Source organism: Desulfobulbus sp., assembly GCF_031547805.1.
GTDB lineage: Bacteria > Desulfobacterota > Desulfobulbia > Desulfobulbales > Desulfobulbaceae > Desulfobulbus.
Map to the genome: position 1 here is coordinate 75,608 of NZ_JAVBRQ010000033.1, position 15,316 is coordinate 90,923.

Annotated in this window: 12 protein-coding genes; 7 read left to right on the forward strand and 5 right to left on the reverse strand. The window is 55.5% G+C overall.

Going from position 1 to position 15,316, the window contains the following annotated elements:
* Nucleotides 1-71 precede the first annotated feature (71 nt).
* Together sat and aroB are read left to right on the forward strand one after the other, a co-directional pair.
* Nucleotides 72-1,352: a sulfate adenylyltransferase gene (sat, locus tag RMR13_RS12120; RefSeq protein WP_310600887.1), complete on the forward strand. Its 1,281-nt coding sequence runs from the start codon at nucleotides 72-74 to the stop codon at nucleotides 1,350-1,352.
* 115 nt (nucleotides 1,353-1,467) lie between these two features.
* Nucleotides 1,468-2,580, forward strand: coding sequence for a 3-dehydroquinate synthase (gene aroB / locus RMR13_RS12125; RefSeq protein ID WP_310600888.1), 1,113 nt, complete (start codon nucleotides 1,468-1,470; stop codon nucleotides 2,578-2,580).
* A 76-nt stretch (nucleotides 2,581-2,656) separates the two neighbouring features.
* Here aroB and RMR13_RS12130 read toward each other — a convergent pair whose 3' ends face one another.
* Both RMR13_RS12130 and RMR13_RS12135 read right to left on the reverse strand, forming a co-directional pair.
* Nucleotides 2,657-4,000 (reverse strand): sigma-54 dependent transcriptional regulator, encoded by a 1,344-nt coding sequence (locus tag RMR13_RS12130; protein ID WP_310600889.1) that lies wholly within the window; start codon nucleotides 3,998-4,000, stop codon nucleotides 2,657-2,659.
* The gene (locus RMR13_RS12135; RefSeq protein WP_310600890.1) at nucleotides 3,997-5,580 is read right to left on the reverse strand and encodes an ATP-binding protein; all 1,584 of its coding nucleotides are present in this window, start codon (nucleotides 5,578-5,580) and stop codon (nucleotides 3,997-3,999) included. Before RMR13_RS12135 ends, RMR13_RS12130 begins: the two co-directional genes overlap by 4 nt.
* 272 nt (nucleotides 5,581-5,852) lie before the next feature.
* Between RMR13_RS12135 and RMR13_RS12140 the strand changes: the two genes are divergently transcribed.
* The gene (locus RMR13_RS12140; protein ID WP_310600891.1) at nucleotides 5,853-7,085 is read left to right on the forward strand and encodes a 6-phosphofructo-2-kinase/fructose-2,6-bisphosphatase; all 1,233 of its coding nucleotides are present in this window, start codon (nucleotides 5,853-5,855) and stop codon (nucleotides 7,083-7,085) included.
* Nucleotides 7,086-7,132: 47 nt separating this feature from the next.
* On the opposite strand, the gene RMR13_RS12145 is transcribed toward RMR13_RS12140, so the two are convergent.
* Nucleotides 7,133-7,483 (reverse strand): hypothetical protein, encoded by a 351-nt coding sequence (locus RMR13_RS12145; RefSeq protein WP_310600892.1) that lies wholly within the window; start codon nucleotides 7,481-7,483, stop codon nucleotides 7,133-7,135.
* A gap of 162 nt (nucleotides 7,484-7,645) precedes the next feature.
* Here RMR13_RS12145 and RMR13_RS12150 point away from each other — a divergent pair, with 162 nt between their 5' ends.
* The 4 genes from RMR13_RS12150 (at nucleotide 7,646) to RMR13_RS12165 (ending at nucleotide 11,668) form a co-directional block, all read left to right on the forward strand.
* Nucleotides 7,646-8,767 (forward strand): SPFH domain-containing protein, encoded by a 1,122-nt coding sequence (locus RMR13_RS12150; protein WP_310600893.1) that lies wholly within the window; start codon nucleotides 7,646-7,648, stop codon nucleotides 8,765-8,767.
* 42 nt (nucleotides 8,768-8,809) lie between these two features.
* Nucleotides 8,810-10,048, forward strand: coding sequence for a hypothetical protein (locus tag RMR13_RS12155; protein ID WP_310600894.1), 1,239 nt, complete (start codon nucleotides 8,810-8,812; stop codon nucleotides 10,046-10,048).
* 82 nt (nucleotides 10,049-10,130) lie between these two features.
* Nucleotides 10,131-10,649, forward strand: coding sequence for a nucleoside deaminase (locus tag RMR13_RS12160; RefSeq protein WP_310600895.1), 519 nt, complete (start codon nucleotides 10,131-10,133; stop codon nucleotides 10,647-10,649).
* Nucleotides 10,646-11,668: a radical SAM protein gene (locus RMR13_RS12165; RefSeq protein ID WP_310600896.1), complete on the forward strand. Its 1,023-nt coding sequence runs from the start codon at nucleotides 10,646-10,648 to the stop codon at nucleotides 11,666-11,668. The genes RMR13_RS12160 and RMR13_RS12165 overlap by 4 nt, the downstream gene beginning before the upstream one ends.
* Nucleotides 11,669-11,958: 290 nt before the next feature.
* Here the strand turns inward: RMR13_RS12165 and RMR13_RS12170 are convergent, their stop codons facing one another.
* Both RMR13_RS12170 and RMR13_RS12175 read right to left on the reverse strand, forming a co-directional pair.
* On the reverse strand, nucleotides 11,959-13,707 hold the full coding sequence (locus RMR13_RS12170; protein ID WP_310600897.1) for an ATP-binding protein: 1,749 nt from the start codon (nucleotides 13,705-13,707) through the stop codon (nucleotides 11,959-11,961).
* Nucleotides 13,708-13,735: 28 nt separating this feature from the next.
* Nucleotides 13,736-15,034, reverse strand: coding sequence for an FIST N-terminal domain-containing protein (locus RMR13_RS12175; protein WP_310600898.1), 1,299 nt, complete (start codon nucleotides 15,032-15,034; stop codon nucleotides 13,736-13,738).
* Nucleotides 15,035-15,316: the final 282 nt, after the last annotated feature.

Here is a 15,316-nt window from a genome sequence, read left to right on the forward strand (position 1 = left end):
ACCGGCCATCTGCCCGGAATTAAAGCAGGTTAAATGTTCTCACAAAGAATACAACCAGAGAGGAAAAACGTATGAGCTCGAAATTGGTAGCACCCCACGGTGGAAAAGGTCTTGTTTGCGCCTTGCTTGAAGGTGCGGCTCGTGAAGCAGAACTGAAGAAAGCCGCTGGGTTGAAGCAGATTGAAGTTACCGATCGCGCCAAGGGCGACCTGATTATGATGGGTATCGGTGGTTTCTCCCCGTTGAGCGGTTTCATGACCAAGGCCGACTGGAAGGGTGTATGTGAGAATTTCCAAATGGCGGATGGTACCTTCTGGCCCGTGCCGATCACCTTGGATGTCTCTGCAGCCGATGCCGGCGGCATCAATGTCGGCGATGAGATCGCCCTGGTCAACAAGGGTGTGACCTATGCAACCATGAAGGTCACCGAGAAATTCGAAATGACCGAAGCCGACAAGCGTTGGGAGTGCGAGAAGGTTTTCAAGGGAGAAGGCGAAGAGTCTGCAGCCGATAAGTTCTGGGAAGTCGCCCCCAAGGATCATCCCGGCGTCATCATGGTGCTCAACCAGAAAGAGTTCAACCTGGCAGGTCCGGTCAAAGTTCTGTCCGAAGGCGAGTATCCGAAAGAATACCCGGGCATCTATCTGAAGCCGGCCCAGGTTCGCGCCATGTTCGACGAGCGTGGATGGGCCAACGTTGCCGCTCTGCAGCTGCGCAACCCGATGCATCGTTCCCACGAATTCCTGGCCAAGATCGCTATCGAAGTGTGCGACGGCGTTCTGATCCACAGCTTGATCGGTAACCTCAAGCCCGGCGACATTCCTGCCGACACCCGCATCGAGGCCATCAAGATTTTGATCGACCATTATTTCGTCAAAGAGAACGTCATCAACGCCGGTTATCCGCTGGATATGCGTTATGCCGGTCCGCGCGAAGGCCTGCTCCACGCCACATTCCGCCAAAACTACGGCGTCAACAACATGCTGATCGGTCGCGATCACGCTGGTGTTGGCGACTTCTACGGTCTGTTCGAGGCTCAGCAGATTTTCGATCGTATCCCGAAAACCGGAGATCCGGCCAAAGACCTGCTCTGCAAGCCGATGAAGATTGACTGGACCTTCTATTGCCATAAGTGCGATGGTATGGCTTCCCTCCGTACCTGCCCGCACACCAAGGATGACCGCGTCATCCTGTCTGGCACCAAGCTGCGCAAGGCTCTGTCCGAAGGTCAACCGGTTGTCGACCACTTTGGACGTGACGAAGTCCTCGTCCTGCTGCGTAAGTACTATGCCGGTCTGACCGAGAAGGTCGAGGTCAAGATGCAGGGCGCTGCATCCGGCTCGAAGATGTAATTCGTTTCAGATCAGCTGAAGTCTTTTGTACCGGGAGATGCCGCCTTGAGCGGCATCTCCCTTTTTTTATTGCAAATCAATAGGCGGTACGGTAGGCACGGGAGCATGCGGTCGCATGAACCACAGAACCAACGGCGAGGACACGGTGGAACAAACGATTCAGGTGGGCTTGGAGGAACGGAGCTATCCGATTACGATCGGCACGGGCATAAACCGCCACATTGGCAACAGGTTGCAGGAGATGGGGCTTGCCAAGCGCTATGCCATCATCAGTGATGATCGAGTGGCATCTTTGTATGGCCGACAACTCCAGGAGATACTGTATGAGGCCGGTCTTGCCTGCGAGTTGATCACCTTTCCGCACGGAGAGGCAAACAAGCGACTCGATACCATTGAGCAGCTGGCGAGCGAGCTGGCCGAACGGGGATTTGACCGCAAGGACGGCCTGGTTGCCTTGGGAGGCGGCGTAACCGGCGATATGACCGGATTTCTTGCCTCCATCTATATGCGTGGCATTCCGTTTATTCAGATACCGACCAGCTTGTTGGCGCAGGTGGACAGTTCCGTGGGCGGCAAAACCGGCGTCGATCTTCCCCAGGGCAAAAATTTGATCGGCACCTTCTATCAACCGCGGGCCGTTTTTATTGACACAGAAGTGTTGAAAACTCTGCCACGGGACGAGTTTATCGGCGGGATGGCCGAGGTGATCAAATACGGAGCCTCGATCGATGCGGATTTTTTTTCCTGGCTCGCGCACAAACAGGAAGCCATCCTCGGGCTCGATTCCCCGGCGATCGCAACGATGATCCGGCGTTGCTGCGAACTGAAAGCCAAGGTGGTGGAACAAGACGAACGGGAAGGGGGCCTGCGCCGAATCCTGAATTTCGGCCATACCATCGGGCACGCCGTCGAGGCTGCGTCGGGATACCAACTCAACCACGGGTTTGCCGTCGCCATCGGCATGCGGGCCGTGACGGAATTGGCCGCGCGCATCGGCATGACCGATTCGTCGACCGTTGCGGCGATAATCCAATTGTTGCAGGCCTTTCACCTGCCGACCGATATTCCTCCTGAGTATAATCGCGCCGCCTTGCGGGCCTATTTGAGCATCGACAAGAAAACCGTTGGCGGCCGCATTTTTTTCGTTCTCCCCGAGCAGATCGGCAAGGTCCGCATTACCGATCAGGTCGAAGAGGCGGATATTGCCGCGGTGCTGGGAGCGCGGTAACGGGTCTTCCGCCCATTCCGATTGCTGCGGGTTGTCTCGCATTTTCCCGTTGAGCCGCCGGAGCACAGCCCGCTGCTTACAATTCGATGCCGTGGAGTTTCATTTTTTCCCACAAATTCTTCCGGCTGATGCCCAGCTGCCCGGCGGCTTTGGTCCGGTTGCCGTCGCAATGGGCCAGCGCATTGATGAGGCATTGTTTCTCGGCGCTGGCCATGACCACGTTGAGCGGCATGGATGCCGTCTCGTTGACTGCTGTCCGTAAGGCATGCAGGTCGGCGGGAAGATCGCTGCAATTGATCTCCGGGCCCGGCGACAGCACCGAGACCCGTTCGATGATATTTTTCAGCTCACGGACGTTGCCAGGGAAATCGTAACGTATCAGACTCTGCATGGCTTCATTGGACAGCGTCAGGTCCATGCCGCGCTTGCGGCCGAAACCTCGCAGGAAATGGGCGACCAGCAGGGAAATATCCTCGGTCCGCTCTCGCAAAGGGGGCAGGTGCAGAGGGATGACGCTCAACCGGTAGAGCAGGTCTTGGCGAAACCGACCCTCCCGCACTTCCTCCTTCAGGTCCTTGGCGGTAGAGCAAAGCAGCCGCACGTCGACCCGGATGGTCCTCGTTCCTCCCAGCCGTTCGAATTCCCCCTCCTCGATGACCCGCAACAGTTTTGCCTGCAAGCCCAGCGGCAGATCGCCGATTTCGTCCAGCAGCAAGGTGCCGCCGTCGGCCAGCTCGAAGCGACCGAGTTTTTTGGCATGCGCTCCGGTAAAGGCCCCTTTCTCATGCCCGAAAAATTCCGATTCCAGCAGACCTTCGGGAATGGCGGCGCAGTTGATGCGAATATAGGGTTTGTCGGCCCGGTGGCTGGTCCGGTGCAGGGCATTGGCCGCCAACTCCTTGCCCGTGCCCGATTCTCCGCTGATGAGCACGGTGGAGTCGGTCGGGCCGATTTGGTTGATCAGGGAAAAGATGTTGCGGATTGCCGTGCTGTTGCCGATCATATCTTGGTATTCCTGGCTGCAGCGCTCCTCCAGCGAGGCACAACGCGCCCGGACCGTCTGGATCTCGAAGATGCGGTTGATTCGAATGATCAGATCGTCCATTTCAAAGGGCTTGAGGATATAATCGGCAGCGCCTTGCCGCAGGCAGGCAATGGCATCTTCCACCGAGCCGTAGGCGGTCATCAGAAACATGTCGCTGAACGGCGAATGCTTGCGCGCCCGTTCGAGCAGTTCCATGCCGCCCATGCCCGGCATGCGGATATCGGAGAGGATCAGGTGATAATGCTTCTGGTCCAACCGGTTCAAGGCCTCGTGGCCGTTGATTGCCACATCGACCTGCCATTTTTCACGTTTCAGGCGGTCGCGCACGGTAATGCGCATGATTTCGTCGTCTTCAACCAACAGGATTTGTTTCATGTTTGTTTCTCGGTCGTTGCTGGGACACCCTCCGGCGAGGGCAGGCAGTGGCGGTCAATGGGCAGGGTGACGATGAAGACCGTGCCCGCACCCGGTTGGCTGCGAACATCGATCCGGCCGTTGAGTCGCTGCACCGCCGCCTGGGTGACGGCCAGCCCCAGGCCCGTGCCCTCACCGACTTCCTTGGTGGTAAAAAAAGGATCGAAGATCCGGTCCTGAATTGCCGCGTCAATCCCCGGGCCGCTATCCTCGATGGTGAGAAGCATGGCCCCGTGCTCCTCCAGGCTGGCAACGCCGAGCCGTCCGCCTCCGGGCATGGCCTGGATGGCATTCAAGATGATGTTCATCACGATTTGTTTGACGAGTTCACTGTCGATACAGCAGAAATCGGGGCAGCGTAGATCGAGCTTGACCTCGATATCGCGTAGCCGATGGCCCAGCAGCTCCAGGCAATCGACCACGATGGCATCGATATTGGCCTGGTGCAGATGCAGAGGCGCGGCCCGGCCGTAGTTGAGCAACTGGCGCATGGTCTGCTCGATCCGTTTCAACCCCTTGTGCAGCAATTCGAGATAGCGTTTTTGCAGGTCGGCATTGTCCGGTTCTTCCTGCATGGTCTTGACGCAATTGAGCATGCCGGCAAGCGGATTGTTGATTTCATGGGCAATGCCGGCGGTCAGTTGACCGAGAGCCGCCAATTTTTCGGCTCGGAAGCCTTTTTCGCTGGCCGTGGCCAGGGCCTGCTGGGAAATGGTCAAGCGCTGGCAAAGGGCCTTGAAACAGACGCCGAGACTGCCGATTTCATCTTGGCTGACCGGCAGCTCGAGCGATTCGACCTGCCGGTCGGGAAAGGCGGCCATGGCCGAGGCAAGTTGGCGGATCGGCCGGGCGACCAGGCGGTTGAACAGCAGGAGCATGACCAGGGCGGCCGCCAGTACGGAGAACAGACCCAGCAAAAGCAGGGTGCGGTTGTTGTCGTGAATGACGGCAGCGGCCCAGGTGATGGGGATGGTGATGGAAAGCGCGCCCCGGATGTCGCCCGGGCGGTAGCCGTGCTCGCTGTGGCAAGTCAGGCAGGAGGTCTCGGTCACCAGCGGCGCGGTGTAGCGGAGCACCGGGCCGCCTGGCTGGCGTTCAAGGGCCAGCCGTTCGCCCGTGCCCTGGATGAAACTGATCAGGCTGTCCCGTTCAAACGCGTCCGGGGCGTTGTCGGGATTGACCGGCCGCAAACTGGTCACCCGGAACCAGCCCATCCCGGTTTTGGCCGCATACTCGGAAAGTTCCCGGGTCACCATGGCCGGATTGCGCTTGACCAGGATCAGGCCGTTTTCGGTGGTCATCACCGGCTCATGGAGAAAGGCATTGGGCCGGGTCGTTGCCGACTGCATCAGAAACAGGCCCTGATGATCGGCCACCCATTGCCGGGTGAGCAAGATTTGTTTGTAGAGCATGCGGGCCTGTTGTTCGGCCTGGCCGATGATCAGCCGGTTTTGCAGATCGGAAATGTAGACGAGCAGCGCCCCGTAGGAAAAAAGCAGGATGGTGACCACCGCGAGGATGAATTTTCCTTTCAGCGTCATGGCATTGTCGGGTGGTTAAGATGAGCGGGGCGTACATTGCGCGGCTGTGCAAGCCTTGAAGGATTCTAAGATACCACATTCAGCGGCCGATTGCTACCTATCGGTAACATCTGTATGGGCGTGCCACTGCTGTCTTGTCTCAGAGAGCCGACCTCTATCGGTCGAGCCCGGTGTCGTTCACTTTTCCCTGTATTTTTTTACAGAATTCCGTAGAATTAAACGATTCAATCAACCCGATGTCACCGGTGAGGAGCTTGCCGGAAGGAGAAGCTATGGGACGAAAATTGGTCATCGTGATGGTGGGACTGCCGGCGCGCGGTAAATCGACCATGGCGCGCAAACTGGGCCGCACGTTGGAACTGGATGGGATCAGGGTGCGCATTTTCAACAACGGCGAACTGCGGCGACAGCTCGACACCAATTCCAACACCTCCTCCTCGGAGTTTTTTTCGCCGGCCAATGTCCAGGGCCGCGAGATGCGCGAACAGATTTCGCGGATGAATATCGAAAAGGCCCAAACTTTTTTGGCCGACGGGGGCGAGGTGGCGATCATGGATGCCAGCAATGTCACCCGGGAGCGGCGACAGACCATCGCCGCTGCCTTTCCCGGAGTGCCGCTCTGCTACCTCGAGTGCCTCAATGCCGACGAGGAGGCCTTGGAAGCCAATTTGGAACGCAAGGCCCGGCTGAAGGAGTTCAGGCACCTGCCCCCGGAAAAGGCCTTGGAAAGTTTTGTCAAGCGGATCGCCTACTACGAGTCGATCTCCGAACCGCTCGATACCGAACCTAACCGCATTCTGGTGGATTCCTTCGACAGCTGCATCCTCCAGGAACAGATCACCGAGGTGCTGCCCTACTACGACCGGATCCGCGACATCATCACCACCAGGGTGGTGCGCAACCTCTTTTTGGTCCGCCACGGCGAAACCGTCTACAATCGCGAGGACCGCATCGGCGGCGATTCCGAACTTACCGACAAGGGTCTGGAGCAGGCCAAGGCCCTGGCCGAGCATTTCGCCACTGTCCGTATCCCCATCATTTTCACCAGCAATTACACCAGGACCCTGCAGACGGCGTCGCCGATCGCCGAACGCCAGGATCCCTGTTCGATCATTGCCCTGCCGGAATTCAACGAAATCCATGCCGGGGTCTGCGAAGGGATGACCTACGAGGAAATCCGCCAGAAGATGCCGCACGTGGCCAAGGCGCGGGGGCCGAACAAGTATCGCTATGTCTATCCCGGAGGAGAGGGCTACAAGACCATGGAGGAACGGGTGCACCGGGGTTTGAAAAAGGTCTTTTTTCTCAACAACTACGACGAGAATATCATGATTGTCGGCCACCGGGCGGTGAACCGCATGATTCTCTCCAGTTTCCTGTCACGCCAGGAAGAGGAGATTCCCTACATCTACATGCCCCAGGATTGCTATTACCATATCCAGATCGACCCGCATAAACGGCTTTTCGAGCTCATTGCCTACCGGAACGTTACCTCCGGTTGGTAGAAAGGCGGCGTTTACGACGCAAAACGGCTTGCCGGGCCAGGCCGCGGCTACTGCAGGGCAGTGGTGTCGTCGTCGGTAAAGCCGTGTTGAACGCCATGCTGCCGTTCCTTTTCCACGAGTTGCTGCCTGGCCTCCTCCTCGGAGATGCCAAGGGTACGCGCCAGTTCGGCCAGGTCGTAGCAAGGGCTGCCATCGGAGGTGAAGCGTCGCGGCCTGAGTTCGGGAAATTGGACCTTGGTGGCATGGGTACTGGCCTGGTGGAGCAGGGCGCGGATCTCCGGCGGCCCGTGCAGCAGGAGCCACTCGACCGCCGAGGCCCAGAGTTCGCTGTCCACGGTTGGGTGCTGCATAACATGCATGGCCGATTCCACGGTCCATTGCTGTTCGAAGGGAATCATGGCTGCATCTCCTTGGCCTGAGGGCCGGGGCAAGCGGGCGTGCCTGCCCAAAATCAGGGCGGATGCCGTCTGCATCCCGGACGTATTTTTCCTTTGGGTTCACTTTCGCTGCCACTATACTATTCCCAGTGATTGCTACAATCTTTTCGGGAGAAGAAGTTTATGGGCTTCAATAACGTCATTTTGCTGGAAGCGCTGGAATGGTTCGACGAGAGCGGCCAGGAGCTGCTGCACCGCCTGCCCGAGCAAGGATCGGGAGAGATCAAGTACGGGGCGCAGCTGACGGTGCGCGAAAGCCAGGCTGCCATCCTGTTTTACAAGGGTAAGGCCTGCGATGCCTACGGACCGGGCCGCCACACCCTCAAAACCGGCAACATCCCGATCCTGACCAAGCTCCTTTCCGCACCCTGGGGCATGATCAGCCCACTTCGGGCCGAGGTGTTTTTCGTCAACCTCAAGATCTTTCCCGATCTCAAATGGGGCACCAGCGATCCGGTGGCGTTTCGCGACGCCGAGTTGGGCCTGGTCCGCCTTCGCGCCCACGGGGTGTTCAGCATCCGGGTGGCCCAGCCGCTGCTCCTGATCAATACCCTGGCCGGCACCATGGGCCGGTACACCACCGAACAGGTCGAGGAATACCTGCGCCAGATGATCGTCTCCCGCTTCAACGATTACCTGGGCGAGCATCTCACCACCTTGTTCGACCTGCCCGGCCGGTTCGACGATATCGCCGAAGGGCTGGAAAAGAGCCTGGCCCGCGATTTCTCCCGGCTCGGCCTGTCCCTGGCCGGTTTGTACGTGACCTCGATCACGCCGCCGGCCGAGGTGCAGCAGGCCATCGACGACCGGTCACGGATGAGCGTGATCAAGGACATGGACAGATTTGTCCGGATGAAGGCAGCCATGGCCATGGAAAAGGCGGCGTCTGCCGGCGGCGAGGCCGGGGCCGGACTGGGGTTGGGGTTGGGGATGATGATGCCGGCCATGTTCGCCGGCCTCCAAACGAATGCCGGCCGGAAGGAGGCGGTCCGGGAAGTGGCTTGCGAGGAATGCGACAACGCGATTCCGGCCACAGCCCGCTTTTGTCCTTTTTGCGGCCACCAGCAAATCATCAACCAACACTGCGCCAACTGCGGCAACAACCTGATGCCGGGTGCCAAATTCTGTCCACTGTGCGGCCATTCGGTGGACGAGCGGGCGCGCGAGCAATCCTGCCCCCATTGCCGCGCCGACAACCTGCCCGGTTCCTTGTTTTGCAACCGCTGCGGTGAACGGCTCGGATAGCAACCCGGCCCGTCCGGGGATCTCGGATGCGGGCGGGCGGCAATGACCATCCGGATCGAACAGAGCTGCCCCCAATGCGGGGCCGGAGTCGAGTTCGTCGAAACCGACCACATCCTGACCTGCAGTTATTGCGGCATCAGGAGTCTGCTCCAATGCGGCGGCCCGTTTCGCTATGTCCTGCCCATGGCCGGCAAGGCATCCTCCACCGGCCTGCTGTTGGCTCCGTATCTCCGGTTCAAGGGCACCATTTATCTGGTGTCCTCGGAAACCATCGAACACCGGGTGGTCGATACCACCCAGGCGGCCAACCCCTCCCCCGGTCTGCCGCCTTCGCTGGGGCTGCGGCCCCAGGCCATGCCCCTGATCCGGGTCATCCCCGAGGCAGGCAACCTTTTCCTGCCTCAAACCTTGAAGGCCGGCGCCATTGTCGAAAAAGCGGCGGCGGTCGGCAATTTTGCACCGCCGGCAGGCGGGATCTTTTATCACCGCGCCTATATCGGCGAACATCTCAGCTATATCTATCTGCCGCTGGTGATCAAGAAGCAGGGGATCTATGACGGTGTGAACGGCAACCGGCTGATCGGGCTTGCCGACACCGCCGATGGCAGCCTGGACGGCAGACCGTTTGCCGATGGATGGCGGATTCGGTTCGAGGCGACCCTCTGCCCCCAATGCGGTGCCGGTCTGGAGGGAACCGGCGATTGCCGGGTGATGACCTGCGCCACTTGTGCCTCTGCCTGGGAGGTCGGCTCCACCGGTCTGAGCAGAATGGAGTGGCAGATGCAGCCGACCAAGGAGGGGGCCGCACTGTTTTTGCCGTTCTGGCAGGTATCCGCCCAAATTCCGGCCCTGCGCATTGCGAGTTTTGCCGATTTTGTCGTCCGCAGCAATCAGCCGTTCCTGCCCCGACCGCAGTGGGGGGACAAAGCCATGAGCGTGTGGGTTCCGGCGATTCGGCTGCGACCGAAAGTCTTTCTCCAAGCCGGCCGCCAGGCCACCTTGGGGCAATGGCGGCTGGCGCCTGTCCCGGCAAAGGTACGACCGAACCAGTTCCCGGTGACCTTGCCGTCCTCCGAGGCCCGCCAGGCGGTCAAGCTGATACTTGCCGCGGCCACCGCCAGCCCGCGCCGAATTTTTCCCCTGCTGCCGCAAGTCCGGCTGGCCGAGGTGGCGATCCGGCTGGTGTATCTGCCCTTTATCGATCGCGGCCACGATTGGGTACAGCCGGAAACAGGCGTAGCCGTCGACAAGAATATCCTCGGGTTCAGCCGGTCGCTCTAGTTTTGACAGCCGTCCGGCCCCGTGGTATAGCTGAAGGCCAGCCACATGGGCGCGCTTTTTCTTTATTGTGGGATCTGGTCAGATGATGAGCGAACACGAACGGTGGATGCGAGTGGCCTTGGATGAGGCCCGCCAGGCCTTGGCCGCCGGGGAATTTCCGGTGGGATGCGTCATGGTCGCCGGCGGACGGATTGTGGCCCAGGGGCGGCGGCGCAATAGCGCCGAGGGGAGCCGGAACGAGCTCGACCATGCCGAGGTGGTCACCTTGCGGCGACTGGTCGCCGACCAGCCGGGCCTGGATCTCGGCACGGTAACGGTCTACTCGACCTTGGAGCCCTGCCTGATGTGCTATGCCACCATGCTGCTTTCCGGTATCCGCACCTTTGTCTGGGCCTATGAAGACGTGATGGGAGGCGGCGCCAACCTGCCCCTGTACATGCTCAACACCCTGTACGCCCAGATGCGGGTCCACCTGCTCGACCGGGTGCTGCGCGAGGAGAGCTTGCGGCTGTTCCAGCAATTTTTCCGCACCGGCACCTATTGGCAGGACAGCCTGCTGGCTCGCTACACCCTGGCCCAGACCACCGAGGTGACCCCGTGACCGCCCTGCCGACCGCCCGCACCGTGGGCTTCCAGCCGGGCGAGCGCAACATCTTCTTCCATATCCTCACCGCCTGCAACCTGGCCTGCCGCCATTGCTACATCAACCCTGCTCAACACGGCACAGCCACCTTACCGCTGGCGACCGTTTGCCAATGGCTGAAGCTGTTTGCCCGGCCCGAGCGGCAGACCAATCTTATCCTTTTGGGCGGTGAACCCACCCTGCACCCCGACTTGGCAGCCATCATCAGGGCCGCCAAGTCGATGCGGTATGCGGTGACCGTGGATACCAACGGCTATCTTTTCCACGACCTGCTCGACCGGGTTAGCCCCCGGGAGCTGGATTACTTGAGCTTCAGTCTCGACGGGCCGGAAGCGGCGATCAACGATCCGATCCGAGGGGAAGGGGTATTCGCGGTTTGCACCGAGAATATCCGCCGGGCTGTGGCCCACGGCTTCAACACCAGTTTGATCTATACCGTGTCCAGCCTCAATATCGACCATCTGCACCGCATGCCTGGCTTGCTGGTCGAGTTGGGCATCCGCCGCTTCTTTATCCAGGTGATCGGCTTGCGCGGCAACCCGGCGGTCAACAAGCCGGCGGCCGGGGACGCCTGGCAGGTCGCGCCCGAGCAGTGGCTGGCCATCGTGCCCGAAGTGGCCGCAGCTGCGGCCAGCCTGGGTATCCACGTCATCTATCCCAAGGTGTATCTCGATCCGGAGGAAACCTTTCAGTGCGCCGGGGTCGTGGCCGACAATTTCTTTGTTTTTCCCAATGGCCGGGTGTACCGATGCCCCCTGTGCGAAGACCACCCCATCCACAGCCATTTGATCGAGGATGGCCGGCTCGTTTACCGGGAAGGCCTCACCGAGGACCGGTTCTTTCCTCTCGACATCCCTGAAGGCTGCGTCATGAACAAACTGCTCCAGCCCGACAACATCCAGTACCATCCGGACGGCAGCCCGATCCATCGCATTTCCTGCTGCCTGCTCAAGCAGGAGATCAATCCGCTTTCCTGAAACCGCGCCGTCGCTTTTTCATTGTTCATTTTCTCCGCCATAAGAAAAGGAGGGACTTAAGGACCCTCCTTCTGTGCCTCGGTCGCCGGACCGGCTCAAGTCTTGAATCTGGGGCACCTGGCCCACCTTCATTTCTTTTTCGCGTAGTTTGCAGTCTCAAGCAAGGCAGAGATCCAACCGGATCGCGGTGGCTGCGAATATACTCTTTACGGCAACACTATACTGTGCTCGTCGCGGGAGATGTGAGGAGTAAAGTGTTATTTCGTTGATAGTGGGGAGATTGTTGCATGTTATGGTTTTAAGTACTGCGACAGCATCTTCATGACTTCATCCATCATTATGGGTTTTCCTAAATGATCATTCATGCCTGATGCCACGCATTTTTCTATATCTTCTTTGAACACATTCGCGGTCATGGCTATGATGGGTATCGTTTCAGCTTGAGGTGTTTTGAGTGCTCGAATCATTTTTGTTGCTTGTAATCCATCGATATCCGGCATTTGTATATCCATGAGAATTAAATCGTATCGATTTGGATTTGCGGCGAATGCTTCAACTGCTTCCTTGCCGTTTCTTGCCGTATCTATCGTAATGTTTGTTTGTTCGAGTAGTGTAGTTGCAATCTCAAGATTGAGCTCCACATCGTCAACAAGGAGTATAGTCTTATCTGAAAAGCACCCGTTATATTCATTTATTTCATTTGATACGTACGAGTAGTTCTGCCCAATATTCGTTGTTAACGCGTTATCTTCAGGAATTTCAAGGCGTGCTGTAAAGAAAAAACTTGTTCCTTCCCCAGGTTCGGACTCCACCCAAATATCTCCACCCATCAGCTCCAATATTCGTTTTGAAATGGCCAAACCCAAACCGGTTCCGCCATATTTTCGAGTTGTCCCTGCGTCTGCTTGTTGAAAAATATTGAATAATTTTCCCTGCTCCTGTCTAGACATCCCTATACCGGAGTCTTTTACATGCATTTGGATAACGTATGCATTGTTTTCCATGCTCAGTAGCTTGGCGTTAAATATGATACTGCCGTTTTTTGGCGTAAATTTTGTTGAATTCGATAAGATATTGGTAATTACCTGTGCCAAACGCTGATCATCGCCAAGTAATGCGTTGGGAATTTCTTTATCAACTTCAACGGAAAAATACTGCTGTTTCTCGCTGATTTTAGGTGCGATAACGCTCGTTACCCTGTCAAGCATTTGGTTAAAATTAAAGACTATACACGATAGCTCCATTTTTCCGGATTCAATTTTTGATATATCCAGAATATCGTTTATAACACCGAGCAGGTGCGATGAAGCAATTTCGATCTTATTAAAGGCATAATCCTTGCGTTCCAAGTTCTTTTCATTCTTTCCTATGGCCGTCATCCCAATGATTGCATTCATTGGGGTACGGATCTCATGGCTCATGTTGGAAAGGAAGGCACTTTTGGCTTGGCTGGCGGCCAATGCTTCCTCGCGTGATTGCTTGAGGTCGGTTACATCATGAAACAGCAACATGATGCCATTGTTATGCTGCTGTTCGTCTTTCATGGGAACGAGCAAGCCTGCAAACTCTTCCGTTGTGCCGTCTTGGTTGAAGCAAAATGTCACATCGACAGAAAGTGGAGCATTTGTCTGCATTACATTGCGATTTTGCGCCAACAATTCTTCACAGGAGATGGTATCAAGAAAAGGAGAAAGAACTTCTGCCAAAGTATGCCCCAGGACATCTGCCGCAGTCTGATATCTTGCTTTGGCTATGAAATATTCTGTGCAAAATTCGACGCGCCCTGTTTGTCCTAAAAAGAGAATGATGCTGGGAGAATTGGCAAGTAAAAGCGCCAGGTACCGTTCTCTCTCCCGTTGAATAAAAGTGCTTGCCTTTTGTTGGTTTAAAATTGTGACACTTGCAATTTTCTCTTGAGCGATGGCATGTTGTAAATGAACAATTTCACGACGAAGCTTTCTGTTTTCACGCTCAAGCTGTACTAGCCTGGCTTTTGTGTCAATCGTTTCGTCGTGTTTGCCGGAATCAGTTTCGTCCAATCAATCACCTTCTATCGAAAAAAACGTATTATAGAACGCAAGCGCAAAATGTATAATTATGAAAGCGATTGCGAAGTTTTCCGTCCTGACCAGGCATGGGGCAAATTTCACCGCCTGAATACCCCATCATAAAGGGTTTTCCACTGACTGCTAGTTTTTCTTTTATCAGTCGTAGTTCTTTTTCTTGTTCGGGAGCAAGCATGATGTAACGTGTGACACATGGTAGGAGTAAAGTTGCTTGCCGATCTTTGCAATCCAATATCTGCTTCAATCCAATTTCTGATGATTCAGTGATACCTTGCGCATCAATGCTTCCCACGGCAACCGAGGTGCCCACAGGCATTTTCCCTCCTGTTAAAAGCGTACCGTCCTCAAACATCGTGTAAAATCCAAGCGCTACTGGAACATCTGCATCGTCATAGTATATCATCATCGGTGTGGTCGTAATATTTTCCTTGTTTATTATCAATCCAACATTAGCTAAATATTCCAACACGGGTAAATCATTTATTTCGTGTAAAATTGCTCCGTTGCTTTTGGTAATAATGGCACGTTTATTTGCAATGTTGCATTCTGGTATAGAGGAAACAATAAATCTCGGCTCAATAGGACCATTTAAAAACATCATGGCTACGCCGTTTCTCAGATTTTTACCGTTGCAAATTGTCTGTACCGTTTCGTAATTGAAATCAATGTTGTTTGTGATGGATCCCCATATCGGTATACCGTGACAGGCTTCATCCATGGCAGCCACCACTTCATAGCCAGACACTTCCCGAATATAGGGCATAAAGGAAAAGATCATCGATGGATCGCTTGTAACCCTGCTTCGTATTTGTTTGTATAATTGATCAACTTCGATTGAATAATTATTTTCATTAATTCCATTGGTAATTCCGACTTCAAATACGACTTCATCGCTGGTGAGAACGGTAAGATTGAGATCATAAAGGCTGTATCCATGTTCATCTGCAGTGGCCATGGATGTCATTCCGATAATATTAAAAGGTAATTCTTTGCAAAGAGCTGCAACTACTCCGCTTGAAACAAAATCAATATGGCAGAATATCAACCCGCCTGAATTTTTTTTCAACGATGAAAAATCGATTTGGCTTTTTATCTCACTGATAGCATCGTTAATTTCATCAATCTCTGATGTGCGAGCAGTATACATTGTAATCATTGTCATGCCTTCTCTGTGATATGGTGAAAGGGGTTTCTCCATGCTGCCTGCGAATACACCTTTAAAAAAAATCACAGAATAATAATGTTGTGTTGCGAAAAATACAAGAGTCGGTTGCTCGCTCTGCCGCCAGTCCATCTCCATCGCGCAGCTGTGCAGGAATTGCTCCCTGCTTTTTATAATAAAATTTGCGTACAAATATCATCTGGGTAATTGGTCAACTGAAACATTCGATTGCATCGTGTTTTACCGTTGTCCTCCTATTTCGTGGACCGTTTAATGTCGTCTCAAGTTTCGGTTTTGCCGTAGCCCAGGAAGAATTGACGCTCAACCTTTTGAAATAATGTCGTTTTAACGTGAAAAGCCTTTTGCTTTCCGATACATTGGATTTGCGAAAATACCTAATGATATCAAAAAGAAAAGGCT